Raw genomic sequence first — 24440 nt, 5'->3', positions numbered from 1 at the left:
CGCGTTTCATCCTCTACAAGGCGTGCGCACCCCTGTGACGACATGACGTCATATCGACAGAGGAGCCTTGTCATGCGTGTACTGCTCGTGGGAGCCGGTGGCGTGGGTACCGCCATCACCCGGATCGCGGCCCGGCGCCCGTTCTTCGACGCGATGGTGGTCGCCGACTACGACCCCGCCCGTGCGGCGGCGGCCGTGGCGGCCCTCGACGGCGACGACCGTTTCACGGCGGCGTCCGTCGACGCCGCCGACCAGGCGGCCGTCCGTGACCTGCTGGTCCGGCACGGCTGCGACGTACTGCTGAACGCGACCGACCCTCGGTTCGTGCTGCCCCTGTTCGAGGCGGCCCACGCGGCGGGCGCCACCTATGTCGACATGGCGATGTCCCTGTCGCGCCCGCACCCCGACCGCCCGTACGAGGAGTGCGGCGTCAAGCTCGGCGACGCCCAGTTCGCGCGGGCCGGGCAGTGGGCCGAGTCGGGGACGCTCGCACTGGTCGGCATGGGCGTGGAGCCCGGCCTCTCCGACGTCTTCGCCCGGTACGCGGCCGACGAACTCTTCGACGAGATCGAGGAGATCGGCATCCGCGACGGCGCGAACCTCACCGTCGACGGCCTGGACTTCGCGCCGTCCTTCAACATCTGGACGACGATCGAGGAGTGCCTCAACCCGCCGGTGGTCTACGAGGCCGACCGGGGCTGGTACACCACCGCGCCGTTCAGCGAGCCGGAGGTGTTCGACTTCCCGGAGGGCATCGGGGAGGTCGAGTGCGTGAACGTCGAGCACGAGGAGGTGCTCCTCGTGCCGCGCTGGGTGGACGCGCGCAAGGTGACCTTCAAGTACGGGCTCGGCAAGGAGTTCGTCGACACCCTCAAGACGCTGCACCGCCTGGAGCTGGACCGCACGGCCCCGGTGACCGTACCGACCGCCGGCGGCCCGGTCGCCGTCTCCCCCCGGGACGTCGTCGCCGCCTGCCTCCCCGACCCGGCCTCCCTCGGCGAGCGGATGCGGGGCAAGACGTGCGCGGGCACGTGGGTGCGCGGCACGAAGGACGGCGCCGCGCGCGAGGTGTACCTCTACCACGTCGTCGACAACGAGTGGTCGATGACCGAGTACGGCAGCCAGGCCGTCGTCTGGCAGACGGCCGTGAACCCGGTCGTCGCCCTCGAACTCCTCGCGACCGGTGTCTGGTCGGGCACGGGCGTCCTGGGCCCGGAGGCGTTCCCGGCACGCCCGTACCTGGACCTGCTGACGGAGTACGGCTCGCCGTGGGGGCTGCGGGAGCAGTGAACCGCACGTGCGAGGCGGTCGGCAGCAGGCCGCGAGGTCCGCTGGGAAAGCCCGGGCTTCAGGAGAGCTTGGGCTTTCCCGCCGTGTACAGCCAGGTGTGGAAGAGCGGGGCGAGGTTCTTGCCGGAGATCCGCTCGGCGAGCTTCTGGAACTGGGGGGTGGTGCCGTGCCCGTCGCGGTGCTCGGTGGCCCAGGCGCGCAGGATCCGGAAGAAGGCGCGGTCCCCGACCGCCCCCCGCAGGACGTGCAAGGTCATCGCGCCGCGCGCGTACACGGGCTGGCCGAAGATGTTCGCGCCGCTGCCGGGGTTGCCGGGCGGGAACTTCCACAGTCCGTCGCCCGCGGGCCGCGCGTACAGCGCGTCGAACGCCTTCTGCGCGCTGTCCCCGCCGTGCTGCTCGTCGTACAGCCACTCCGCGTACGTCGCGAAGCCCTCGTTGAGCCAGATCTCCTTCCAGGAGGTCAGGGACACGGAGTCGCCGAACCACTGGTGGGCGCTCTCGTGGACGAGGGTGGAGAGGTCGGGCGCGCGGTCGTAGACGGGCCGGGTCTGGGTCTCCAGGGCGTAGCCGGCCTGCGGGGCGTGGTCGACGATGGAGCCGGCGGCGCGGAAGGGGTAGGGCCCGAAGAGCCTGCTCTCCCACTCCAGCACGGACGGCAGCTTCTTGAGGACCGGTTCGGCCGCGTTCGCCTCGCGCGGGTCGACGGCGTCGTACACCTTGATGCCGCTCTTCGTCGTGTACTGGCGGATCTTGAAGGTGCCGACGGTCGCGGTGGCGAGGTAGGCGGCCATGGGTTCGCGCTGCCGCCAGCGGAAGGTGGTGCGGCCGTTCTTCGTCCACTGGCCGAGCAGGACGCCGTTGGCGACGGCGGTACGCCCCTTGGGGACGGTGATCGTGAAGTCGTACGACGCCTTGTCGAGGGGGTGGTTGTTCGCCGGGAACCAGGTCATCGCGCCCTGCGGCTCCCCGGCGACGAACGCTCCGTCGTCGGTGGGGATCCAGCCGTCGAGCGAGCCGTCGGGGTCGGTGACCGGGGCCGGGGTGCCCCGGTAGGTGACGGTGACGCGGAAGGTCTGGCCCTTGCGCAGGGGGCGGTCGGGGGTGACGACGAGTTCCTGGCCGGAGCGGCGGTAGGAGGCGTGGCGGCGGTCGACGGTCAGGCCGGTGATCTTCGGGCCGGTGAAGTCGAGGTCGAAGCGGGTGAGGTCCTGCGTGGCGCGCGCGGTGAGGACGGCCTTCCCGTCGAGGTGCTTCCTGCCGGGGTCGTAGCCGAGCGTCAGGTCGTAGTGGGAGACGTGGTAGCCGCCGTTCCCCGCCAGGGGGAAATACGGGTCGCCGACGCCCGCCTGGCCGACGGGTCCCGCCGAGGCGGGGCTCGCGGCGATCAGGACGGCGGCGAGGGCGACGGGTACGGCGAGGGCGGGACGTCTTGGGGGCACGATCGCTCCTAGCTGGAGGGCGGATGATCTGATGCGTGATCAAACGTCCTTCAGATTAGGGAACCGGCACCCGGGATTCGTCCCCCATTCAGGTCAAACCACGGAGCGTCACCTGGTGGCCGGGACCTAGGCTCGCCCGTATGAGCGTCCGCATCCGCCGCGTGTACGAACCCCCCGAGCCGGCCGACGGCGTCCGTGTCCTCGTCGACCGGCTCTGGCCGCGCGGCATCTCGAAGGAGGCGGCCCGGGTCGACGAGTGGCCCAAGGGGCTCACGCCGTCGAACGAGCTGCGCCGGTGGTACCACGCGGGCGAGGGGTCCTACGAGGAGTTCGCGCGGCGGTACGAGGCGGAGCTCGCCGCTCCCGAGGCGGCCGAACTCCTGTCTCGTGTCCAGGAGTCGGCCGCCGCGGGGCCGGTGACGCTGCTGACGGCGGTGAAGCAGCCCGAGGGGAGCCACGCCGCTGTCCTGCTGCGGCTGTTGAGCTGACCGCGCCTCACCTCGCCCGCCGGGCCGGGCCGGGCGCCCTTGGGGAGCCGAACTCACCCCGCCTGCCGGGGCGAGCGCCCTTGGGGGGACCGGACTCACTTCGTCTGCTGGGCCGCCGCCCTGCCCGCCGCCCGGCCCGAGAAGAGGCAGCCGCCGAGGAACGTGCCCTCCAGCGCGTTGTAGCCGTGCACCCCGCCGCCACCGAAGCCGGCGACCTCGCCGGCCGCGTACAGGCCCGCGATCGGTGTGCCGTCGGCACCGAGCGCGCGGGAGTCCAGGTCGGTCTGGATGCCGCCGAGGGTCTTGCGGGTCAGGATGTGCAGCTTGATGCCGATGAGCGGGCCGGCGGCGGGGTCGAGGATCTGGTGCGGGGTGGCGACGCGGCCGAGGCGGTCGCCGATGTAGCGGCGGGCGTTGCGGATGCCCTGGACCTGGGCGTCCTTGCTGTAGGGGTTGGCGATCTGGAGGTCGCGGGCCTTGATCTGGCGGCGCAGGGTGTCGGCGTCCAGGAGGGGCTTGCCGGTGAGGCCGTTCATCTTCTCGACGAGGCGGTCGAGGTTGTCGGCGATGACGAAGTCGGCGCCGTGGTCGAGGAACGCCTGCACGGGGGCGGGGGCACCCTTGCCGAGGAGCCGGTCACGCAGGACGGCCTTGCGGTCCTTGGCGGTGATGTCGGGGTTCTGCTCGGACCCGGAGAGCGCGAACTCCTTCTCGACGATCTTCTGCGAGAGCACGAACCAGGAGTGGTCGTACCCGGCGATGTCCTCGGTGGTGCGCAGGTGCTTGAGGGTGCCGAGGGTGTCGTAGCCGGGCAGGCAGGGGTCGGGCAGGCGGCGGCCGAGCGCGTCGAACCACATCGAGGACGGTCCGGGCAGGATGCGGATGCCGTGGCCGGGCCAGACGGGGTTCCAGTTCTGGATGCCCTCGGTGTAGTGCCACATGCGGTCGCGGTTGACGAGGCGTACGCCCGCCTGCGCGCTGATGTCGAGCATCCGGCCGTCGACGTAGGCGGGGACGCCGGTGACCATCTCGGCGGGCGGGGTGCCGAGCCGCTCGGGCCAGTACCGGCGCACGATGTCGTGGTTGCCGCCGATGCCGCCGGAGGTGACGACGACGGCCTGCGCGGTCAGTTCGAACTCGCCGACGGCGTCCCGGCCGGAGGCGACCCCGCGCGCGGAGTCGTCGGGGGCGAGGACCGTGCCGCGCACGCCCTTGGCGGTGCCGTCCTCGATGACCAGCTCGTCGACGCGGTGGCGGTGGTGGAAGGTGAGGAGCCCGTCCTTGGCGGCCTGCCTGGCGTACTTGACGAAGGGTTCGACGACGCCGGTGCCGGTGCCCCAGGCGACGTGGAAGCGGGGGACGGAGTTGCCGTGGCCGTCGGCGCGCAGGTCGCCGCGCTCGGCCCAGCCGACGGTGGGGACGAAGGAGATGCCGTGCCCGGCGAGCCAGGTCCGCTTCTCGCCGGCCGCCCATTCGACGTAGGCGCGCGCCCAGCGCACCGCCCAGGAGTCCTCGTCCTCGGTGCGGTCGAAGCCGGCGCTGCCCTGCCAGTCGCTCCAGGCGAGGTCGAGGGAGTCCTTGATGCCGAGGCGGCGCTGTTCCGGGGAGTCGACGAGGAAGAGCCCGCCGAAGGACCAGTACGCCTGGCCGCCGAGGTTGGCGGCGTTCTCCTGGTCGACCAGGGCGACCCGGCGGCCCCTGCTGGTCAGTTCGTGTGCGGCGACCAGCCCGGCGAGTCCGGCTCCGACGACGATGACGTCCGCGTCCATGACGCCCGTCCCTTCATCCGTTGATGTCGCTGCCGTCCGTCAGCAGCGCGGTGAGCAGTTGTTTCAGCCAGGCGCGGGCGCGCTCGACGTCCTTGTCCAGCAGGAGCTGGGTGGTGACCCCGTCGTAGGCGGCGATCACCGCGTGCGCGGCGGCGGGGGCGTCGCCGAGGACGGGCGGTACGGGGGCCTCGGCGAGCCGGTCGGTGATCGCGCCCCGCAGCCGCGCCCGGTGCCCGAGGAGGCTCTCGGCGACCCGGGGGTCGCGGGCGGCGTGCACGAGGAAGTCCGTCTTGACGAGCAGCCAGTCGTGGTCGAGGAGCAGGACGTCGGTGACGCGGTCGACGGCCTCCGGTACGTCGAGTCCGGGGCCGTCCTGTGCGAGGGCCCCGGCGACCTGCTCGGCGATGAGATCGGCGCGCTCGCGGTAGAGGGCGAAGAAGAGTTCGTCGAGGCTGGCGAAGTTGGAGTAGAACGCGCCCCGGCTGTAGCCGGCGGCCTCGCAGATCTCCTCGATGGAGACGCGCCCGAACCCTTTGGCGGCGAAGACGGTGAACGCGGCGGCCAGGAGGTTGGCGCGGGTGCGGACGCGGCGTCGGGTGACGCGCGGGGTGTTCGTGCCGTCGACCATGTCCGTACCTCCGTTCGATACGCAAACGTATCGGATACACCGATGCATCGAAAGGGCCGGGCGGCTTTTTCACTCGAACGTGTCTTCGATTCTGCTGGGAGGGGACCTGGCCGTCCGGAACCGGCCACCCCACCGGCGGCGTGCGCCTGTTGATCTGCTTGGCTGTGCCGTGACCGGCTCGGACCTCTCCCCCCACAGGACCAGCGATGCAGGCAGACGTACAGGAAGTCGCCGACGGGATCCATCTCGTGCGCGGCTCGAACACCAACTGGGTGATCCTCACGGACGGCGACGCGGTCACGCTCGTCGACACCGGCTACCCGGGCGACCGTGAGGCGCTCCTCGCCTCCCTCACGGCGGTCGGCGGCGCCCCCGAGGCCATCGCGGCGGTGATCGTCACCCACGCGCACTCCGACCACCTGGGCAACGCGGAGTTCCTGCGCTCGACGTACGGCACGCCCGTGTACCTGCACGAGGCGGAAGTGCCGCACGCGCGCCGGGAGTTCCTGCACCAGGTCGGCGTGGGGACGGTGCTGAGGAACGGCTGGCGTCCGGGCGTCCTGCCGTGGGCGGTGCACGCGATCCGCTCCGGCGGGACCACCGACACGCGGGTGACCTCCCCGGAGGCGTTCCCTGCGCCCGGCGCGCTGGACCTGCCGGGCGGTCCGGTGCCCGTGCACACGCCGGGTCACACGCTCGGCCACTGCGCCTACCACCTGCCCGCGGCCGGGGTGGTGATCTCCGGGGACGCCCTGGTCAGCGGCCATCCGACGTCCCGGAAGCAGGGCCCGCAGCTCCTGCCGGCCATGTTCCACCACGAGCGGGAGCGCGCTCTCCAGTCGCTGGCCCTGTTCGAGACCCTGGACGGCGACGTCGTCGTCCCGGGACACGGTCCCGTGCACCGAGGTGACATCGGCGACGCCGCACGTCACGCGCGCGGGGTGGACGTTTAAGGTCAGGCCATGGCTTTGCAGATAAGTGCGACTACTCCGGAGCATCCGGCCCTCCTGCTGGAGCTGCCGTGGGACGTCCCGCTGGAGGAGTGGCCCGAGGAGGTCCTCGTCCCCCTGCCGCGCGGCATCTCGCGGCACGTCGTGCGCTACGCGCGCGCGGGCGACGAGGTGATCGCCGTGAAGGAGCTGGCCGAGCGGCCCGCCCTGCGCGAGTACGAGCTGCTGCGCGACCTGGACCGCCTCGGCATCCCGGCCGTCGACCCCCTCGCCGTCGTGACGGGCCGCACCACCGAGGCCGGCGACCCCCTGGAGTCGGTGCTCGTGACCCGGCACCTGGGCGGCTCACAGCCGTACCGGTCGATGTTCGAGACGACGATGCGCCCCGCGACGATGCACCGGCTGATGGACGCCCTCGCGGTGCTCCTGGTGCGCCTGCACCTCGCCGGGTTCGCCTGGGGCGACTGCTCCCTGTCCAACACCCTGTTCCGGCGCGACGCGGGCGCGTACGCGGCGTACCTGGTGGACGCGGAGACCGGCGACCTGCACCCGCAGCTGTCCCCGGGGCAGCGGGAGTACGACGTGGACCTCGCGCGCGTGAACATCAGCGGGGAGCTGCTCGACCTGGAGGCGTCGGGCGCGCTGCACCCGTCGATCGACGCGATCGAGTTCGGGCAGGAGATCTACCGGCGCTACTGCGCGCTGTGGGAGGAGCTGACCCGCACCTCGGTGTACCCGGCGGGCAAGTACCACTACATCGAGCGCCGCATCCGGCGCCTGAACGAGCTGGGTTTCGACGTCGCCGAGATGCAGATCGAGCACTCCTCCAACGGCGACACCGTCACGTTCGTGCCGAAGGTCGTGGACGCCGGCCACCACCAGCGGCAGTTGCTGCGGCTGACCGGGCTGGACACGGAGGAGAACCAGGCCAGGCGGCTGCTGAGCGACCTGGAGTCGTGGATGGCGACCCAGGACGACTACGCGCCCGGCGACCCCCTGGCGGCCCGTCCTGAGGTGCTGGCGCACCGGTGGGTGCGGGACGTGTTCCGGCCGACCGTGCGCGAGGTGCCGTTGGAGGTGCGCGGCCAGATGGACCCGGCGGAGATCTACCACGAGCTGCTGGAGCACCGCTGGTACCTGTCCGAGCGCGCGCAGCACGACATCGGGATCGAAGAGGCCGTCAAGGACTACATCACGAACATCCTCCCCAAGGCCCGCGCGACCCTGGAGCCGACGATCCCCGAGTGAGCGTCAGGCGTGCGGCACCACCGCGACCGGGCAGGGCGCGTGGTGCAGCACGCCGTGCGCGACGGACCCGATGCGCGCGCCCACGGCCGTCCGCCGCGCCCGCCGCCCGACGACCACCAACTGCGCCTCCCCGGCCGCCGCGAGGAGGACCTGTCCGGCGCTGCCCATCTCGATGTGCTCGACGACGGACACCTTGGGATACCGCTCCCGCCAGGGCCGTACGGCGTCGGCGAGGGCCTTGCGCTCGAACGGCTCGGGCCCGCCGACCTCGTCGAGGAGCATGAGGGAGCCGGGGCTGTAGGCGAACAGCGGGGGCAGCGTCCAGGCGCGTACGGCACGCACCCGCGCTCCGCGCGCGGCGGCTGTCGCGAAGGCGAACCCCAGCGCGTCGGCGCTGTCCTCGGGGGCGCCCTCCTGCCCCACGACGATGTCGCGGCCGGCGGCCTCGTGCGCGGCGTCGTCCCCGGCGCGCACCAGGACGACGGGGTGGACGGCGTCGGCGATGACCTGCTGGCCGACCGAGCCGAGGAGGAAGCCGACGACCGCGCCGTGCCCGCGCGAGCCGAGCACCAGCAGCCCTCCGGCGCCGGCCAGCGTCTCGACGACGGGGCCCTCCACGGTGTCGGCGGTGATGTCGAGGCCGGTGTGGCGCGCGGCGATCCGCTCCACGGCCCGTGTGACGGCGTCCCGCGCCCACCCCTCCTGCGTCGCGCGGTCGACGGTGGCGTCCGGGTGGACCTCCCAGGCGTGCACGACCCGCAGCGCCGCGTCCTGCCGTACGGCCTCGCGGGCCGCCCAGGACAGGGCGGCGAGGCTCTCGTCGGTGCCGTCGAAGCCTGCCGTGATCAGGGCCGTCATGGTGCCGCCTTTCCCGTCGTGGCCCAGCGGGGTGCCCGCGAGGCCGAGCGCTTGTTCCCTTCCGACCCTACGATGGCCGGTGTCGCCCAGGGCCGCACGCCCTGGACCTGAGCACTCGGGGTGGAAAACGTATGACACAGGCCGCCGAAACAGCGCGGACCGTCATCCTGACCGTGGACGACGACCCGGGGGTCTCCCGCGCCGTCGCCCGTGATCTGCGGCGCCGCTACGGCGCCGGGCACCGGATCGTGCGCGCGGAGTCCGGTGAGTCGGCGCTGGAGGCGCTGCGGGAGCTGAAGCTGCGCGGTGACCTGGTGGCGGTGATCCTGGCCGACTACCGGATGCCGCAGATGAACGGCATCGAGTTCCTGGAACAGGCCCTGGACGTGTACCCGGGCGCCCGGCGCGTGCTGCTGACGGCGTACGCGGACACGAACGCGGCGATCGACGCGATCAACGTCGTCGACCTCGACCACTACCTGCTGAAGCCCTGGGACCCGCCCGAGGAGAAGCTCTACCCGGTCCTGGACGACCTCCTGGAGGCGTGGCGGCGCAGCGACCACCGGCCGGTGCCGACGACGAAGGTGGTGGGGCACCGCTGGTCGGCGCGCTCCTCGGACGTACGCGAGTTCCTGGCCCGCAACCAGGTGCCCTACCGGTGGTACTCCTCGGACGAGCCGGAGGGGCGCAGGCTGCTCGCGGCGGCCGGCGCGGACGACGCGCGGCTCCCGCTGGTGATCACCGCGGAGGGCGCCCCGCTGGTCGAGCCGGGTGACGCCGAGCTGGCCGCGCACGTGGGGCTGGCGACGACGCCGACGGCCGACTTCTACGACCTGGTGGTGATCGGCGGCGGTCCGGCGGGGCTCGGGTCGGCGGTGTACGGGGCGTCGGAGGGGCTGCGTACGGTGCTCGTGGAGCGGTCGGCGACCGGTGGGCAGGCGGGGCAGAGTTCGCGGATCGAGAACTATCTCGGTTTCCCCGACGGGGTGTCCGGCGGTCAGCTCACCGAGCGGGCGCGTCGTCAGGCGGCGAAGTTCGGCGCCGAGATCCTCACCGCGCGCGAGGTGACGGGGCTGGACGCGAGCGGCTCCGCGCGGGTGGTGCGGTTCGCGGACGGCTCGTCGGTCGCCGCGCACAGCGTGATCCTCGCGACGGGCGTGTCGTACCGGCAGCTGGAGTGCCCCGGCGTGCAGGAGCTGACCGGGCGCGGGGTGTTCTACGGGTCGGCGCTGACCGAGGCGCCGTCCTGCCAGGGGCACGACGTGTACATCGTGGGCGGCGCGAACTCGGCCGGGCAGGCGGCGATGTACCTGGCCAGGGGCGCGAAGTCGGTGACGCTGCTGGTGCGCGGGCCTGACCTGTCGGCGTCGATGTCGCACTACCTGATCCAGCAGATCGAGCAGGCGCCGAACATCTCGGTGCGCCCGCACACGGTCGTCGAGTCGGCTCACGGCAGCGACCACCTGGAGCAGCTCACTCTGCGGGACACGGTGAGCGGGGCGAGTGAACTGGTCGACGCGCAGTGGCTGTTCGTGTTCATCGGGGCGGCGCCCCTGACGGACTGGCTCGACGAGACGGTGCTGCGCGACGAGCGCGGCTTCATCCTCGCCGGGCCCGACCTGACGCCGGACGGGCGGCCCCCGGCGGGCTGGGAGCTGGACCGGCCGCCGTACCACCTGGAGACCAGCGTGCCCGGCGTGTTCGTCGCCGGGGACGCGCGCGCGGAGTCCGCGAAGCGGGTCGCGTCCGCCGTAGGAGAGGGAGCCATGGCCGTGATGCTCGTCCACCGGTATCTGGAGCAGTCGTGAGCGGGGTCGTGCTGCCCTGCGACCCGGGCGAGATCGGGTCGCTGTTCCTGTTCGAGGACCTGTCGCCGGAGCAGCTCGGGCGGCTGTGCGCGGTGGGCCGGGTGGAGCGGTTCGAGCCCGGTCCGGTGTACGCCGAGGGGGAGCCGGCGACCTGCTTCTACGTGTTGATCGAGGGCACCGTCGTGCTGTCGCGGCGGGTCGGCGGGGACGACGTGGAGGTCAACCGGACCTCGCAGCGCGGCGTGTACTCGGGGTCGATGCAGGCGTTTCTCGGGGACCGGGTGCCGCAGGTGTACGCCGGGTCGATGCGGGTGACGGAGCCGTCGCGGTTCTTCGTGCTGCCGTCCGAGGAGTTCGCGGCGATGATGCGGGACTGGTTCCCGATGGCCGTGCACATGCTGGAGGGCATGTTCTTCGGCTCCCGCAACACGCAGCGGACGGTGGCCCAGCGGGAGCGGCTGCTCGCGCTGGGCTCGCTGTCGGCGGGGCTGACGCACGAGCTGAACAACCCGGCGGCGGCTGCCGTACGGGCGACGGCGTCGCTGCGGGAGCGGGTGGCGAAGATGCGGCACAAGCTCGCTGTGATCGCCTCGGGGCCCTACGACCACGAGTCGCTGACGCGGCTGATGGAGATCCAGGAGCGGACGGCGGAGCGGGTCGGGAAGGCGCCCGCGCTGAGCCCGATCGAGGCGTCCGACCGCGAGGACGTGATCGCCGACTGGCTCGACGAGCGGGGTCTCGCCGAGGGGTGGCGGCTCGCGCCGACCTTCGTGCAGGCCGGGCTCGATGTGGACTGGCTGGAGCAGGTCGAGGCGGCGGTCGGCGAGGAGATCCTCCCCGGGGCGGTGGGCTGGCTCAACTACACGGTCGAGACCGAGCTGCTGATGTCCGAGATCGAGGACTCCACCACCCGCATCTCGCATCTGGTCGACGCCGCGAAGCAGTACTCGCAGCTCGACCGCGCGCCCTTCCGGGACGTCGACGTCCATGAGCTTCTCGACAGCACCCTCCTCATGCTCTCCGGCAAACTCGGCAAGCACATCGCCGTTGTGAAGGACTACGACCGGACACTCCCGGAAGTTCCCGCATATCCGGCGGAACTCAACCAGGTGTGGACGAACCTCATCGACAACGCCGTCCACGCGATGGCCGGCGAGGGCACCCTGACGATCCGTACGGCGCGCGAGGGCGAGCAGTTGCTCGTGGAGTTCCGCGACACCGGCGGCGGGGTGCCCGACGACATCCGCGACCGGATCTTCGACCCGTTCTTCACGACCAAGCCGGTCGGCGAGGGCACCGGCCTCGGGCTCGACATCTCGTGGCGGATCGTCGTCAACAAGCACCACGGCGGCCTGCACGTGGAGTCCGTCCCCGGGGACACCCGGTTCCAGGTGCTGCTGCCGCTGACCGCACCGCTCCCCGAGGAGGACCCGTCATGACCGAACTCGCCGGTGTCGACCCCAGCGCGCCGCCCAGCGGGCCCGGGTGCGTGGACTGCGACGCGGTGGGCGGGTGGTGGTTCCATCTGCGGCGCTGCGCGCAGTGCGGGCACGTCGGCTGCTGCGACTCCTCGCCCGCGCAGCACGCGACGGGTCACTACAAGGCGACCGGGCATCCCTTGGTGCGCAGTTACGAGCCCGGGGAGGGCTGGTTCTGGGACTACGCGCGCGACGAACTGCACGAGACGGGTCCGGAGCTGGCGCCGCCCGTGAACCGTCCCGAGGACCAGGCGGTGCCGGGTCCCGCGGGGCGGGTGCCCGAGGACTGGGCCCGCTCTCTGCACCGGTGAGATAACCCGACGGATTCACCCGCGCGCGGGTCATCGGTTTCCTCGCCCTCCGGGGCAATACTGAGGCGCGTCAGCGACGCACGCTGTGTGACAGGACGTCACCTGTGCGTCGGCCTCGGAGTGGTGAGGAAGCGGAGGAAGCTTGACGCGCTCGAAGTGGAGACGGCTGACCGGTGGAGCGCTCACGGGAGCCGTGTTCCTGTCCCTGCTGAACGGCCCCGCGCACGCGGCGGCGGCACCGGGACCCGACATGACGGGTCTGCGCAATGTCCTCAACACGGCCCGCAGCCAGGGTGCACCGGGTGCGATGGCCCGCATCGACGACGGGGGGACGGTCCGTCAGACCACGGTCGGCGTCGCCGACCGCAAGACGAAACGGGCCCTCAGTACGGCCGACCGCTTCCGGATCGGCAGCGTCACCAAGGTGTTCTCGGCGGTGGTCCTGCTCCAGCTCGTCGACGAACGCAAGCTGCGCCTGGACGCGCCGGTCAACCAGTACCTGCCGAAGCTGCTGCCGGACAACCGGATCACCGTCCGGCACGTCCTGAGCCACCGCAGCGGCCTGTACGACTACAGCAACGACATGTTCGCGCGGTCCGTCTCCGGATTCGAGGCGGTCCGCACGAAGGTCTTCACCTACCGTCAGCTCGTCGCCCGTTCCCTGCGCCACCCGCGCACCACGAAACCGGGCGGCCCCTACCGGTACTCCAACACGAACTTCGTGGTCGCCGGAATGCTCGTCGAGAAGCTCACCGGGCATTCCGTCGCGGCGGAGTACCACAAGCGCATCATCAAGCCGCTGAAGCTCACCGACACCGTGTACGTCCACCCCGGTGCCACGATCCCGGGCCGCCACACCCGCGGGTACCTCACCCCCGACAGGGCGGGCGCGGCCCTCGTCGACGCGACCCAGCAGACCGTGTCCTGGGCGCAGAGCGCCGGCGCGATGATCTCCAGCACGAAGGACCTCGACACGTTCCTGTCGGCCCTCATGCGCGGCAAGCTGACGTCCCGCGCGCAGCTCGCGCAGATGCAGAAGTGGGTCCCGGCGGGCACCGGCCAGGCGTACGGCCTCGGCCTGCGCCGCCGCACCCTGTCCTGCGGGGTGTCGGTGTACGGCCACACCGGCGCGGTCCAGGGCTACTACAGCTACGCGTTCACCACGAAGGACGGCCGCCGCAGCCTCGCCGCCCTCGCGAACGTCTCCAACAGCTCCCGTGTCCACACCACGATGCTGCGCACCCTGGAGGCGGCGTTCTGCGGCAAGCGCGCCCAGTCCCGGGTCTCCCCCGCGCCGCTCCCCGAGCGTCACGACGACCTGGCGCCCGACCTCGTCCTGGACTGACCGGCCGAGCGGCGGGAACCGTCGCGCCGCACCGCCCGTTGGACCGATACGGAACGACAGCGGGGCGGCACGATGAGCGAACTGGTACCCGGGGGCAACACGGCCCTCCCGAGCGGCGCGTGGACCTTCCGGGTACCGGGGCCCTTCGACATCAGCGCCCTGATCACCGACGACGGCGGCAAGGTGGGCGGCGACGCGGACTTCGTCTTCTTCAACCAGCCGACGGCCCCCGGAGCCCGCCTCCAGGGCGACGCCCTGACCCTGGACCCGGCGCGGCTGCGGGCCGGGGCCTCGCGCGTGACGCTCGTCGTCAGCCCGGCGGACCCGGGCACGGCACTGGCCCGCCTCCCCGCCCCGGCCCTCCAGGTCACCGATCCCCAGGGCCGCGTCCTGGCCCGCTTCACCCCGGCGCCCGTGCGCACGGAGACGGTCCTGCTCCTCGCGGAGGTGTACCGCAGGGCGGGCGCCTGGAAGGTCCGCGCGCTCGGGCAGGGGTACGCGGACGGGCTGGCGGGGCTGGCACGGGACTTCGGGGTGGACGTCTCGGACGACGGGGCGGCGGACCACGCGCAGGCGGCCGCCGGGGCCGGAACAGCGGACGGGCACGCGGGACGGCAGGGGCTCACCAGGCAGGGGCTCACCGGACCCGGCGGCCTCCTGGCGCGCGCCTCGGAGGCGATCGGTTCCCAGCGGCGCGGCGGCGGTCTGCGCCTCCCGGGCAACGGACTGTTCCGCACCGGCCAGGGGACCAGTGGCGCCCGCCCCACAACCACGGCACCCTCGCACGGCGGCATCCGCCCAGCGCCCGCGGCCGACAGCGCACGCCCCGGCCCCACCGCACCCCCGACCGGCGGCGCACACCCAGCACACCCGGCACCCGCCCCCGCAGCCCCACCCCGCCCGTCCCACACCCCCTCCCCCGACCCCGACGGCTTCCTCGCCCTCGTCAACCCCGCCCGCGCACAAGCCGGTTCACCCCCCGTGGCCCTGGACCCCCGCCTCGCCTCCGCGGCCCGCGCGCACGCCGCCGCCATGGCCGCCGCCGGGAAGCTCGGGGTCGAGGGCCGGGACGGGGTCTCGGTGTTCCAGCGGGTCACCGCGACCGGGTTCGCGTACCTCGCCGTCGGCGAGCACCTGGTGTCCGGACCCCGGACGCACGCCGAGTTCGTCGAGTACTGCCTCAGCACCGACCAGGCCCGCCGCACACTCCAGGACCCGGCGTTCACGCACGCGGGCGTGGCGAACGCCGGCGCGTACTGGACCGCCGTATGGGCGAGCCCCCTCACCCCGGCCGGGCTCGACCGGGTGGAGGCCGAGGTGCTGGACCTGACCAACCGTGAGCGGATACGCGCCGGGCTCAGGCCGCTCGCCCCGGACGGTCCCCTCGCGCGGGCGGCACGCGCGTACTGCGTCGACATGGCGGCCCGCGCGTTCTACTCGCACACCTCACCGGAGGGCACCCAGCCCTGGGACCGGGCCGCGGCGGCGGGGTCGGCGAAACGGTCGATCGGGGAGAACATCGCCTGCGGCCAGCGTTCGGCGGCCGAGGTGGTGGAGGGCTGGATGAACAGTCCGGGACATCGGGCCAACATCCTGAAGGCGGATTTCACCCATCTCGGTGTCGGCTTCGCGGGCGGCGGCCCCTCGGGGACGTACTGGACGCAGCTATTCGGCGCCTGAATCCCCTTTCCTCGCACATACGTTTCCCCGTGCGGCCCGCCGCTTTTGAATGAAAGACAGATTCCCTCCGGAAATCTCGGATCCTTTGAACGCATCGCGCCCCGCGCGCCGTACCACTGGGAAAGGGAGAGAAACTCCGGGGGTTCAGCGAGGGATGACCATGGTCAAGGCGCACGTCTCCACGCACGAGTTGATCGCCGGCAGATACCTCCTCCTCGACGTCGTCCACCGGGAGACGAACCGCGTCAGCTGGTACGGCCAGGACGCGCAGGACGGCAGGCCCTGTCTGGTGACGCGGATCGGGCTGCCGGAGGGCACCGGCGAGGAGGACGGGCGTGGCGCCGCGCGAGGGGTGCGGCGGATGGCGGCGACGATGACCCGGCTGTGCCCGGGCCGGATCGCGGCGGTGCTCGACGCGGTCGCGGAGGACGGCTCGCTGTGGACGGTCACGGAGTGGATCGACGGGCTGCCGCTGGGGCAGTTGATCGACCAGCAGGGCTCGTTCCACCCGGCGCGGGCGGCGGCGATCGTCCTGGAGGTCCTGGACGTCCTGGAGGCGGCGCACGGCGAGGGCATCACGCACGGCGAGCTGAGCCCGGGCCAGATCTTCGTCCGGGACCGGGGCCCCGTCGTCCTCACCGGCTTCGGCCTGGTCGGCGCGACACTCGCACCCCGGGTCGCGGCCCCGTCGTACGCCTCGCCGGAGCAGGCCCGCGACGAGCGGATCGGTCCGGCGGCGGACCTGTGGGCGCTGGGCGCGATCCTGTACACGCTGCTGGAGGGGCGGCCCCCGTTCCGGGACCGCGACCGGGCCGACGCGACCCTGCGGGGCGTGGACCGGCTGCCGCTGCGTACGCCCGTGCGTGCCGGTCCGCTCGCCGGGACCGTGCAGGGCCTGCTGCGCAAGGACTCCCGGGAGCGGCTGACGCGCGCGGTGCTGCGGCAGTCCCTGACCCGGACGCTGGACGAGAACCCGCACCTCGCCCCGGCGCCCCGGCTGCGGCGCGCGTACGCGGTGCTGCACACGACGCCCGCGTGGCGCGGCCGGGCGATGGCGGCGGGGACGGCGCTGGCGGTCGTGACGGTGGCCGTCGCGGCGCTGGCGGCGACGCACCAACTGCCGGGCACGCAGGACGCGGGGACGGACGCGCAGCCCCGGCCCTCGGCGACCGCGGCGGCCCCCGCTGACAACGAAGTCGGCCAGAGCGCCCCTCCGGCGCCCTCCCCGACCCCGACGGCACCCGCAGCGCCTGCCTCCCCGTCCCCTTCCGCACCGCCTTCCCCCGCGCCAGAGTTCCAGAAGTACCGCGCCCCCGAGGGCTTCTCGATCGACCTGCCGGAGGGATGGAAGCGGCTGGAGACCTCGAAGCAGGGCGATCTGGCCTACCGGATCACCTTCGGCGCGAAGGGCGACGGCCGCGCGCTCGCGGTCACCTACAGCACGCAGCTCGGGCCCGACCCGGTCGCGGTGTGGCGGGACACGGTGGAGCCGGAGCTGCGGCAGGAGGAGGGGTTCCGGCGGATCGGGGAGATCCGGGCGACGACGTACCAGGGGTTCGAGGCGGCCGACATGGAGTGGGTCGTGAAGGACGGGCACGGTGTGTCGCTGCGGACCTTCGGGCGGGGGTTCATCACCGGGGAGCACTCGGGGTTCTCGCTGCGCTGGACGACACCGGAGGGAGACTGGGAGAAGCCGGCCAACGTGGAGGCGCTCAAGGCGTTCTTCCGGACGTTCCGGCCGAGCTGAACGGACGTTCCGGCCGAGTTGAGGAGACGTTTCGGCCAGGCGGGTTCAGCCGGAGCGGGTCTTGCCAAAGCCGTATCAACGGGTCGATATAGGCTGCCGGTCTGCACGTTCCGTTCTCTTGAGGAGTCTTCCGTGACCCTGGCGATCGACCCGTCCGAGATGCCCGCCGAGGTGGAGTTCGTTCCGTTCGCGGACGACGTGGTGCGGGACGCGCGGGAGTTCGGCGCGTACGCGCGCACCGGCGGGTGGGCCTTCGGCCTGAAGGTGGCGCGCAGTGTGCGGCCCGGCGGCCAGGCCGCGGGCGAGAGCGCCAAGGTGTCGGCGAAGGAGTTCGCCGAACTCGCCGAGTGCTCCGCCGAGCGCGTGATGCGCTACTACAAGGCGTGGGACAAGGCCGCCGACGACGGCCTCGTCCCGCACTTCGAGGCGCTGGAGCCCGGGCAGGACGTCGAACTGCCGGACGCGGACGTCTGGCTGAGCTACTACGTCTCCCGTTCCAGCGCGACGTCCGAGCGCGGTACCGCGATCTCGGAGGCCGCCGAGGCGGAGGGCATCCGGCCGACGAAGGCCCTGGAGGTCGCCGAGAACCCGACCGCCCTGCGCGCCGCGATCCTCGCCGACCCCTCCACCGCCCGCGCGGCCCGCGCCGCCCTCCTGGACCGCATCAAGGAGGACCCGACGCTCCAGGCCGAGCTGGCCCGGGACGTCGTGCGCACCGACGACCTCAAGAAGGCCGTCGCCACCGAGAGCCGCTCCGCCGACCGGATCGGGTACGTCCGGCAGATCGCCGAGTCCGGCCAGGTGAAGACCCCGGCCGGGCAGACGATCGACGCGCCGAGGTCGCTGCGCGAGGAGGCCGAGCGGCACCTGTCCCTCATCGAGGAGCTGAACGACGACGAGGACGCCGGCGAGTGGGCGACCGAGGCGTACGACACGATGAAGAACCTCGTCGTGGAGACCGTCGAGGCCGATCCCGAACTACGGGTCCAGGAGCGGCGCACGAAGTTCTACAGCAGCCTCCAGCGGGCCACGAAGGTCTTCGAGGAGCTGACCTTCGACGACGCGCAGGACTTCTACGAGGACGACATGGTCAAGCAGCTGGAGGATCTCCAGGAGGCGATCGGCAGCTGCATCGCCTCTCTGCGCAACGCCCGCTCAGCCGAGTAGCGGCTACCAGCGGTTCTCGACCTGGTCCTTGATCCGGCGGTCGTACAGGTCCCGGACCGAGGCCAGGGTGGCGGCGTCCAGGTCGGGCAGGTCCGCGGCGCTCGCGTTGGCGCGGGCCTGTCCGGGGGTGCGGGCGCCGGGGATGACGGTGGTGACGCCGGGCTGCTGGAGGATCCAGCGCAGGGCGAACTGGGCGGGGGTGACGCCCTCGGGGGCGAGCCCCGCGAACTCCACGGCCGCCTCGACGCCGGTCGCGTAGTCGACGCCGGAGAAGGTCTCGCCCTGGTCGAACGCCTCGCCATGGCGGTTGTAGGTGCGGTGGTCGTTGGCCGGGAAGACGGTGTCCTCGGTGTACTTCCCGGACAGCAGGCCGGAGGCGAGCGGCACGCGCGCGATGATCGCGACGCCCGCCTTCTCGGCGGCCGGGAGGACCTCGGCGAGGGGCTTGAGGCGGAACGGGTTCAGGATGATCTGGACGCTCGCGACTCCGGGCCGGCCGATCGCGGTGAGCGCCTCCGCGCACGTCTCGACGCTGACGCCGTAGTGCGCGATGCGCTCCTCCGCGACCAGGGTGTCGAGGGCGTCGAAGACCTCGTCGCTGGAGTAGACGGGGGTGGGCGGGCAGTGCAGCTGGACCAGGTCGAGGCGCTCGACGCCCAAGTTGCGCCGTGAACGGTCGTTCCAGGCGCGGAAGTTGTCGAGGACGTAGTTCTCGGGGAGCTGCTCGACGCGGCGGCCCATCTTGGTGGCGACGAAGATGTCCGGCTCCGGGCGGGAGCGCAGGTACGCCGCGATCGTCTGCTCGCTGAGGCCGTCGCCGTAGACGTCGGCGGTGTCGAAGAAGGTGACGCCGGACTCGACGGCCGCGTCGAGGACCGCGAGGGCCTCCTTCTCGTCGACGTCGCCCCAGTCGGCGCCGAGCTGCCAGGTGCCGAGGCCGATGACGGATGCGGACCGGCCGGTGCGGGTGAATGCGCGCTGCTCCATGGGCGCAGTCTGTCATCAGGGCCGGTCGGGGCGGAAATGGGAGCGACACGCACGCCGACGTCACTCGTCCGGGTGATCCGTTCGGCCAGACGGCCGAAATACGGACGTATGCGCTTACCGTGATCTTGTGACTGATCGTTCCGTGAACTCGCCCAGCCGCCGCGGCTTCCTCGGCGGTGCCGCCGCCGTCCTGGTGCTCCTGGCCGCCGATCCGGCCGCCGCCGACTCGGAGCTGCCCGGTTTCCCGCCCGGTGTGGAGCTGCGCCGCACCGCCTACCGCAACTGGGACGGCACGATCGTCGCCGTCGGCCTGTGGGCCTGCGTCCCCGAGACGCCCGCGCAGGCGGTCGCCGCCGTCAACTGGGCGCACGCGCAGGGCTGGACGGTCCGCCCCCGGGGCGCCGCGCACGGCTGGGCCCCGCTGACGCTCGCCGAGGACACCCCGGCGGACGCGCGGATCCTGCTCCTGGACACCTCCCGCTTCACCGGCCTCGCCCTCGACTCCCCCACCTCCGTCCGGGCCGGCACGGGCGTGCACATGGAGACGCTGCTCGGGTTCCTGGAGGACCACGGCCTCGGGATGACGGCGGTTCCGGCACCCGGCGACCTGACGCTCGGCGGGGTCCTCGCGATCGACGGGCACGGAACGGCCGTACCCGCGCGCGGGGAGAGCCGGCCGCCGGGGCAGACGTACGGGTCGCTCAGCAACCGGGTGCTGTCGCTGACTGCGGTGGTGTGGGACGGGGCGGCGTACGCGCTGCGCACCTTCCGCCGTGACGAGGCGGACTGCGCCGCGCTGTTGACGCATCTGGGGCGGGCGCTCGTCGTCGAGGTCGTGCTCAGGGTCGGGGCGGACAGCAACCTGCGGTGTGTGAGCCGGACGGACATCCCGGCGAAGGAGCTGTTCGGGGAGGGCGGGCGGACGTTCGCGGGCTTCGTGGACTCCGCCGGGCGGGTGGAGGCGATCTGGTTCCCGTTCACCGAGTTCCCGTGGCTCAAGACGTGGAGCGTGGAGCCGGTCAAGCCGCTCCTGTCGCGGCGCGTGGACTCCCCGTACAACTACCCCTTCTCCGACACCCTGCCGACCCTCGTCGCCGACCTCGCCGGGCGGCTCGTCGCGGACGCGGCCTGGTATCTGGCGCCGGTCCTGGGCAACGCGCAGCTCGACGCGGCCGTACTGGGCCTCACGGCGACGTTCTCCGCCGACCTGTGGGGGCCGTCGAAGAACACGCTGCTGTACGTCCGGCCGACGACCCTGCGGGTGCACGCGAACGGGTACGCGATCCTCACCTCACGGGATCAAGTGCAGCGCGTGGTGCGGGAGTTCGCGGACTTCTACCGGGGTCGGCTCGACGCGTACGCCGCGCAGGGGAAGTTCCCCGTCAACGGGGCCGTCGAGATCCGGGTGACCGGACTGGACGACCCCGCCGACGCCGAACACGCGGGCGCGCGGGCCCCGTCGATCTCCGCGCTGAGTCCCGTCCCCGGGCGTCCCGAGTGGGACACGGCGGTCTGGCTGGACATCCTGACCCTGCCGGGGACCCCGCACGCCGAGGAGTTCTACCGGGAGCTGGAGCGGTTCCTGCTGGCCTCGTACGACGGGACGGACGCGCTGGCGCGGGTGGAGTGGTCGAAGGGGTGGGGGTACACGGACCAGGAGGCGTGGGCCGACCCCGAGGTGCTGGGGACGGCCGTGCCCGCGTCGTACGGGGCCGGGTGGGGCGAGGCCGCCGGGATCCTCCAACGGCTCGATCCGCACGGGGTGTTCAGGGCGCCTCTGCACCAGAGGCTGTTCCCGTGAGGTGCGCCTGGACCGTCGGGCCGTAGCGGGCGACGAGGTCCTCGACCGGGGTGGCGCGTACCGCCGTGCCGCGTGCGATGCCGTTCATGACGCCGAGGCCCAGCAGTGTCGCGAGGGTGAGTTCGGCGCGCAGGGCGGCGTCCGGGCCGGGGAGGCGGGCGGTGAGGCGGTCGGTGACCTGGGCGCGGAAGTTGGCGCGCAGGACGTCGCCGTCCGCGCCCTGGTGCGAGGCGAAGACGATGCGCAGGACGGGGTCGGCGCCGCGCTCGCGCTGGCCTGCGACGACATGGCGGACCATGTGGGCGCCGAGGTCGGCCAGAGGGGCGTCGAGCAGCTCCTCCACGTCGGACTCGAAGGACATCACGCGGGCGAAGAGGGCGTCCTTGTTGCCGAAGTACTTGAGGACCAGGGGCGCGCTGACGCCCGCGCGTTCGGCGACGGCTTTGAGGGTGATGTCGGTGTGCGAGCCGCGGGCCATGAGGTAGCGGGCGGCGCGGAGGATGGCGGCTTTGGTGGCTTCGGCGTCGCGGCGGGGGGCGGCGGGCGGTTCGGCATGGCTGCCGGGGCCGTCCGTCGTCTCAGGTGCGGGTGTGGTCGTCACGCCCCTCATGCTCCCTCCCGGACCCCGTCCGGCGCCTGCCGGCCCTCCTCCGGCCCGCCCCGGACCTGCCGCCCCTCCCCCGGCCCGCCCTCGGGAGCCGCCTCCGCCTCGTCCCCCGGGATCGTCAGCGCCACCGCGCACGCCCCCAGCGCCACCACCCCCGCGACCCCGAACGCGAGCAGGTACCCGTGCAGCGTCGGCACCGGCACCCCTCCGACGCTCCCCGTGTGGTGCACCAGCACAGCGGCGACCGCCGCGCTGGACACCGCCTGTCCGATGGTCCGCATCAGGACGTTGACCCCGTTCGCGGACGCCGTCTGGTTCGCGGGCACCGCGCGCAGGATCAGCGAGGGCAGCGCCGAGTACGCGAGGGTCGTACCGACGGACACCACCGCCGCACCGATCATGATCATGGCCAGGGAGTGGCTGTCGGCGATGCGGACGGCGTATCCGCAGGCGATGACCGCGGCGCCGAGCGCGAGGGTGATCCGGGGTCCGCGGGCCGCCGAGAAGCGGGCGGAGAGCGGCGACATGAGCAGCATGATGATGCCGCCGGGGAACAGGACGAGGCCGGTCTCGACGATGGTCAGCCCGAGCCCGTACCCGGTGTCCTTCGGCGCCTGGACGAGTTGGGCGGTCACCAGGGAGTTGGCGTAGAACGCGAACCCGGTGAGCAGCGCGGCGACGTGGGAGAGGCCGACGCTGGGCCGGGTGACGAGCCGCAGGTCCACCAGGGGCCGTTCGCCGCGCAGTTGCTGCCACCACCACAGGGCGAGGATCACCGCGGCGGCGGCGAACAGGCCGATGACGCGTCCGCTCCCCCACCCCCACTGGCCGCCCTGCGACACCGCGAGCAGCAGGCACACCAGCCCGGCCGCGAGCCCGAGCGCCCCGGTCACGTCGAACCGCCCCGGCTCCCGCACCGGCGACTCGGGCACCGCCCACCGGATCAGGCCGACGCCGAGCGCGCCGAGGGCCGCGGTGACCCAGAACATGGCGTGCCAGTCGGCGTACTGGATGACGACGGCGGCGGCCGGCAGACCGAGGGCGGCGCCGATGCCGACGGTGGAGCTCATCAGGGCGACGGCGGATCCCCGTTTCCGCGCGGGGAGTTCGTCGCGCAGGATGCTGATAGAGAGCGGGACGACCGAGGAGGCGGCGCCCTGGAGGGCGCGGGCGGCGATGAGGATGCCGATGTCGGAGGTGAGCGCGCAGATCGCCGAGCCGATCGCGAGGAGCGCGAACGACAGGAGCAGGACGCGCCGCTTGCCGTACATGTCGCCGGCGCGGCCGAGGACGGGGGTGAGGACGGCGCCGGAGAGGAGGGAGGCGGTGACCATCCAGGAGACGGCGGCCGGGGAGGAGTGCGTCAGGCGGGGCAGGTCGGGCAGGAGGGGGATGACGACCGTCTGCATGACGGCCATGAGGATGCCGCCGAAGGCCAGGACCGGGATCGTGAACCGGCTGCGCGGACCGTCCGGCCTGGTGACGGGTATCGGGACGGGCGAGGCCATGGGGGCTCCAGCGGCGGCACAAAGATGGTGAATGGCGATTCACCGTAGCAGTGAATCGCCATTCACCAAAAGGGCGTGCGATTACTTCCGGGAGGTCAGCACGCGTGCGTGGACGTTGCGGGCGAGCTTCGGTCCGAGCCAGCGCTTGAACCGGAGCAGCGGTTCCAGAGAGCCCGCCGCACGGTCCAGCCGGTAGTACAACTGCGGCGGCACGTACGGCAGCAGCGGCGAGTGACGCTGCCCCAGCAGCGCGAACATCTGCTCCGGCGGCAGGTCGATGTACCGCGAGAGGTTCTCGTACCACTGGGCGCTGTAGCGCGCCGCGCTCTGCGTCGAGAGCAGCGCGGCCTTGCGCTGCGCCTCGTACGCGGCGAGGGCCGACGGCAGGTCGCCGGTGTCGAGCGCGTCGGCGAGGGCCATCGCGTCCTCCAGGGCGAGGGTCGTCCCCGCGCCGATGGAGTAGTGGGTGGTGTGGGCGGCGTCGCCGAGCAGGACGAGGTTGCCGTGGTGCCAGGTGCGGTTGGTGAGCGTGCGGAAGACGGGCCAGGGTCCGGGTTCGCGGCCGATCAGTTCGTGTCCGTCGAGGATGTGCGCGAACAGTTTCTCCAGCACCGGGAGGCTGTCCTCGCCGTCGAGTCCGAGGCCGGCGACCGTCTCGGGGGCGCACTCGATGACGCAGGTGCTGTGGCCGTCGTCGTAGGGATAGCCGTAGCACCAGACCCAGCCGTGCTCGGTCTCGACGAACGCGAAGGTGAAGGTGGGGAAGACCTTGGTGGTGCCGAGCCAGACGTAGGCGTTGCGGCCGTCGGTGAGTTCGGCGCCGAAGTCGGCGGCCCGCCCGGTGCGCAGCGCGCTGTGGACGCCGTCGGCCGCGACGACGAGGTCGGCCTCGGGAGGACCGTCCACCTCGGACTCGAACTCCAGGCGCACCCCGAGGCCGCGGGCGCGGGCGGCGAGGATCTCCAGCATGCGGTGGCGGCCGATGCCGTGGCCCTCGTCGCCGGGCCGACGGGTGGCGGTGCCGCGGATGTGGGCGACGCCCTCGGTCCAGCGGACGGAGGCGGCGTCGATCTCGCGGGCGGACTCGGGGTCGTAGCGGTGGAGTTTCTCCAGGAGTTCACGCCAGTACGTGACGCCCCAGCCGTAGGTCGAGCCCTCCGCGTTTCGTTCGTGGACGGTGATGTCGTACGACGGGTTCCGTCGCTTGAGCAGGATCGAGAGATACAGGCCGGCGGGCCCGCCACCGACGCAGGCGACCTTCACGCACACCTCTGAAATTGACCGAACGTGGGCAAGTGACGACGCAGGGTAGCAGCCGGTGGGCGTCGT

Annotated in this window: 20 protein-coding genes; 12 read left to right on the top strand and 8 right to left on the bottom strand. The window is 72.5% G+C overall.

Annotation, left to right across the window (positions count from 1 at the left end; genetic code table 11):
- Positions 1-72: 72 nt before the first annotated feature.
- On the top strand, positions 73-1290 hold the full coding sequence (locus tag ACLZOT_RS00215) for a saccharopine dehydrogenase family protein (protein WP_416966566.1): 1218 nt from the start codon (positions 73-75) through the stop codon (positions 1288-1290).
- Between the two features lie 58 nt (positions 1291-1348).
- On the opposite strand, the gene ACLZOT_RS00210 is transcribed toward ACLZOT_RS00215, so the two are convergent.
- On the bottom strand, positions 1349-2731 hold the full coding sequence (locus ACLZOT_RS00210) for a M1 family metallopeptidase (protein ID WP_416966565.1): 1383 nt from the start codon (positions 2729-2731) through the stop codon (positions 1349-1351).
- A gap of 140 nt (positions 2732-2871) precedes the next feature.
- Between ACLZOT_RS00210 and ACLZOT_RS00205 the strand changes: the two genes are divergently transcribed.
- Positions 2872-3219 carry a DUF488 domain-containing protein gene (locus tag ACLZOT_RS00205; RefSeq protein ID WP_416966564.1) on the top strand — a complete coding sequence of 116 codons (348 nt, stop codon included), beginning with the start codon at positions 2872-2874 and terminating at the stop codon, positions 3217-3219.
- A 95-nt stretch (positions 3220-3314) separates the two neighbouring features.
- On the opposite strand, the gene ACLZOT_RS00200 is transcribed toward ACLZOT_RS00205, so the two are convergent.
- Entirely contained in the window at positions 3315-4988 is a 1674-nt protein-coding gene (locus ACLZOT_RS00200; protein ID WP_416966563.1) for an FAD-binding dehydrogenase, read from the bottom strand.
- Between the two features lie 13 nt (positions 4989-5001).
- Entirely contained in the window at positions 5002-5616 is a 615-nt protein-coding gene (locus ACLZOT_RS00195) for a TetR/AcrR family transcriptional regulator (protein WP_416966562.1), read from the bottom strand.
- Between the two features lie 206 nt (positions 5617-5822).
- On the opposite strand from ACLZOT_RS00195, the gene ACLZOT_RS00190 reads away from it, so the two are divergent.
- Both ACLZOT_RS00190 and ACLZOT_RS00185 read left to right on the top strand, forming a co-directional pair.
- Positions 5823-6569, top strand: coding sequence for an MBL fold metallo-hydrolase (locus ACLZOT_RS00190; protein WP_416966561.1), 747 nt, complete (start codon positions 5823-5825; stop codon positions 6567-6569).
- A gap of 9 nt (positions 6570-6578) precedes the next feature.
- Positions 6579-7814 (top strand): DUF4032 domain-containing protein, encoded by a 1236-nt coding sequence (locus ACLZOT_RS00185; RefSeq protein WP_416966560.1) that lies wholly within the window; start codon positions 6579-6581, stop codon positions 7812-7814.
- A 3-nt stretch (positions 7815-7817) separates the two neighbouring features.
- Here ACLZOT_RS00185 and ACLZOT_RS00180 read toward each other — a convergent pair whose 3' ends face one another.
- Positions 7818-8672 (bottom strand): universal stress protein, encoded by an 855-nt coding sequence (locus ACLZOT_RS00180; protein ID WP_416966559.1) that lies wholly within the window; start codon positions 8670-8672, stop codon positions 7818-7820.
- Positions 8673-8803: 131 nt separating this feature from the next.
- On the opposite strand from ACLZOT_RS00180, the gene ACLZOT_RS00175 reads away from it, so the two are divergent.
- The 7 genes from ACLZOT_RS00175 to ACLZOT_RS00145 all read left to right on the top strand — a co-directional run bounded on the left by ACLZOT_RS00175 (position 8804) and on the right by ACLZOT_RS00145 (position 18208).
- Positions 8804-10480, top strand: a complete 1677-nt coding sequence (locus ACLZOT_RS00175) for an FAD-dependent oxidoreductase (protein ID WP_416966558.1) — start codon at positions 8804-8806, stop codon at positions 10478-10480.
- Complete coding sequence (locus tag ACLZOT_RS00170; protein ID WP_416966557.1) at positions 10477-11919, top strand: ATP-binding protein; 1443 nt, start codon at positions 10477-10479, stop codon at positions 11917-11919. The genes ACLZOT_RS00175 and ACLZOT_RS00170 overlap by 4 nt, the downstream gene beginning before the upstream one ends.
- Entirely contained in the window at positions 11916-12269 is a 354-nt protein-coding gene (locus tag ACLZOT_RS00165) for a UBP-type zinc finger domain-containing protein (protein ID WP_416966556.1), read from the top strand. The genes ACLZOT_RS00170 and ACLZOT_RS00165 overlap by 4 nt, the downstream gene beginning before the upstream one ends.
- Before the next feature lie 166 nt (positions 12270-12435).
- Positions 12436-13614 carry a serine hydrolase domain-containing protein gene (locus tag ACLZOT_RS00160; RefSeq protein WP_416966939.1) on the top strand — a complete coding sequence of 393 codons (1179 nt, stop codon included), beginning with the start codon at positions 12436-12438 and terminating at the stop codon, positions 13612-13614.
- A 72-nt stretch (positions 13615-13686) separates the two neighbouring features.
- The gene (locus ACLZOT_RS00155) at positions 13687-15294 is read left to right on the top strand and encodes a CAP domain-containing protein (RefSeq protein WP_416966555.1); all 1608 of its coding nucleotides are present in this window, start codon (positions 13687-13689) and stop codon (positions 15292-15294) included.
- Between the two features lie 154 nt (positions 15295-15448).
- The gene (locus ACLZOT_RS00150; RefSeq protein ID WP_416966554.1) at positions 15449-17041 is read left to right on the top strand and encodes a serine/threonine protein kinase; all 1593 of its coding nucleotides are present in this window, start codon (positions 15449-15451) and stop codon (positions 17039-17041) included.
- Between the two features lie 132 nt (positions 17042-17173).
- Positions 17174-18208: a hypothetical protein gene (locus ACLZOT_RS00145; RefSeq protein WP_416966553.1), complete on the top strand. Its 1035-nt coding sequence runs from the start codon at positions 17174-17176 to the stop codon at positions 18206-18208.
- A 3-nt stretch (positions 18209-18211) separates the two neighbouring features.
- On the opposite strand, the gene ACLZOT_RS00140 is transcribed toward ACLZOT_RS00145, so the two are convergent.
- On the bottom strand, positions 18212-19195 hold the full coding sequence (locus tag ACLZOT_RS00140) for an aldo/keto reductase (protein ID WP_416966552.1): 984 nt from the start codon (positions 19193-19195) through the stop codon (positions 18212-18214).
- A 127-nt stretch (positions 19196-19322) separates the two neighbouring features.
- Between ACLZOT_RS00140 and ACLZOT_RS00135 the strand changes: the two genes are divergently transcribed.
- Complete coding sequence (locus tag ACLZOT_RS00135; protein ID WP_416966551.1) at positions 19323-20996, top strand: cholesterol oxidase substrate-binding domain-containing protein; 1674 nt, start codon at positions 19323-19325, stop codon at positions 20994-20996.
- Here the strand turns inward: ACLZOT_RS00135 and ACLZOT_RS00130 are convergent.
- From ACLZOT_RS00130 to ACLZOT_RS00120, 3 genes are all read right to left on the bottom strand, one after another.
- Complete coding sequence (locus ACLZOT_RS00130; protein WP_416966550.1) at positions 20962-21606, bottom strand: TetR family transcriptional regulator; 645 nt, start codon at positions 21604-21606, stop codon at positions 20962-20964. The genes ACLZOT_RS00135 and ACLZOT_RS00130 overlap by 35 nt on opposite strands.
- Positions 21603-23111 carry an MFS transporter gene (locus ACLZOT_RS00125; RefSeq protein WP_416966549.1) on the bottom strand — a complete coding sequence of 503 codons (1509 nt, stop codon included), beginning with the start codon at positions 23109-23111 and terminating at the stop codon, positions 21603-21605. Before ACLZOT_RS00125 ends, ACLZOT_RS00130 begins: the two co-directional genes overlap by 4 nt.
- A gap of 81 nt (positions 23112-23192) precedes the next feature.
- Positions 23193-24380 carry an FAD-dependent monooxygenase gene (locus ACLZOT_RS00120; RefSeq protein ID WP_416966548.1) on the bottom strand — a complete coding sequence of 396 codons (1188 nt, stop codon included), beginning with the start codon at positions 24378-24380 and terminating at the stop codon, positions 23193-23195.
- Positions 24381-24440 lie beyond the last annotated feature (60 nt).

Origin of the sequence: Streptomyces sp. 4F14, assembly GCF_048159485.1 — a bacterium.
Taxonomy (GTDB): domain Bacteria; phylum Actinomycetota; class Actinomycetes; order Streptomycetales; family Streptomycetaceae; genus Streptomyces.
Note: the sequence above shows the minus strand (reverse complement) of the source record. Positions and strands in the feature narration are given on the sequence as shown.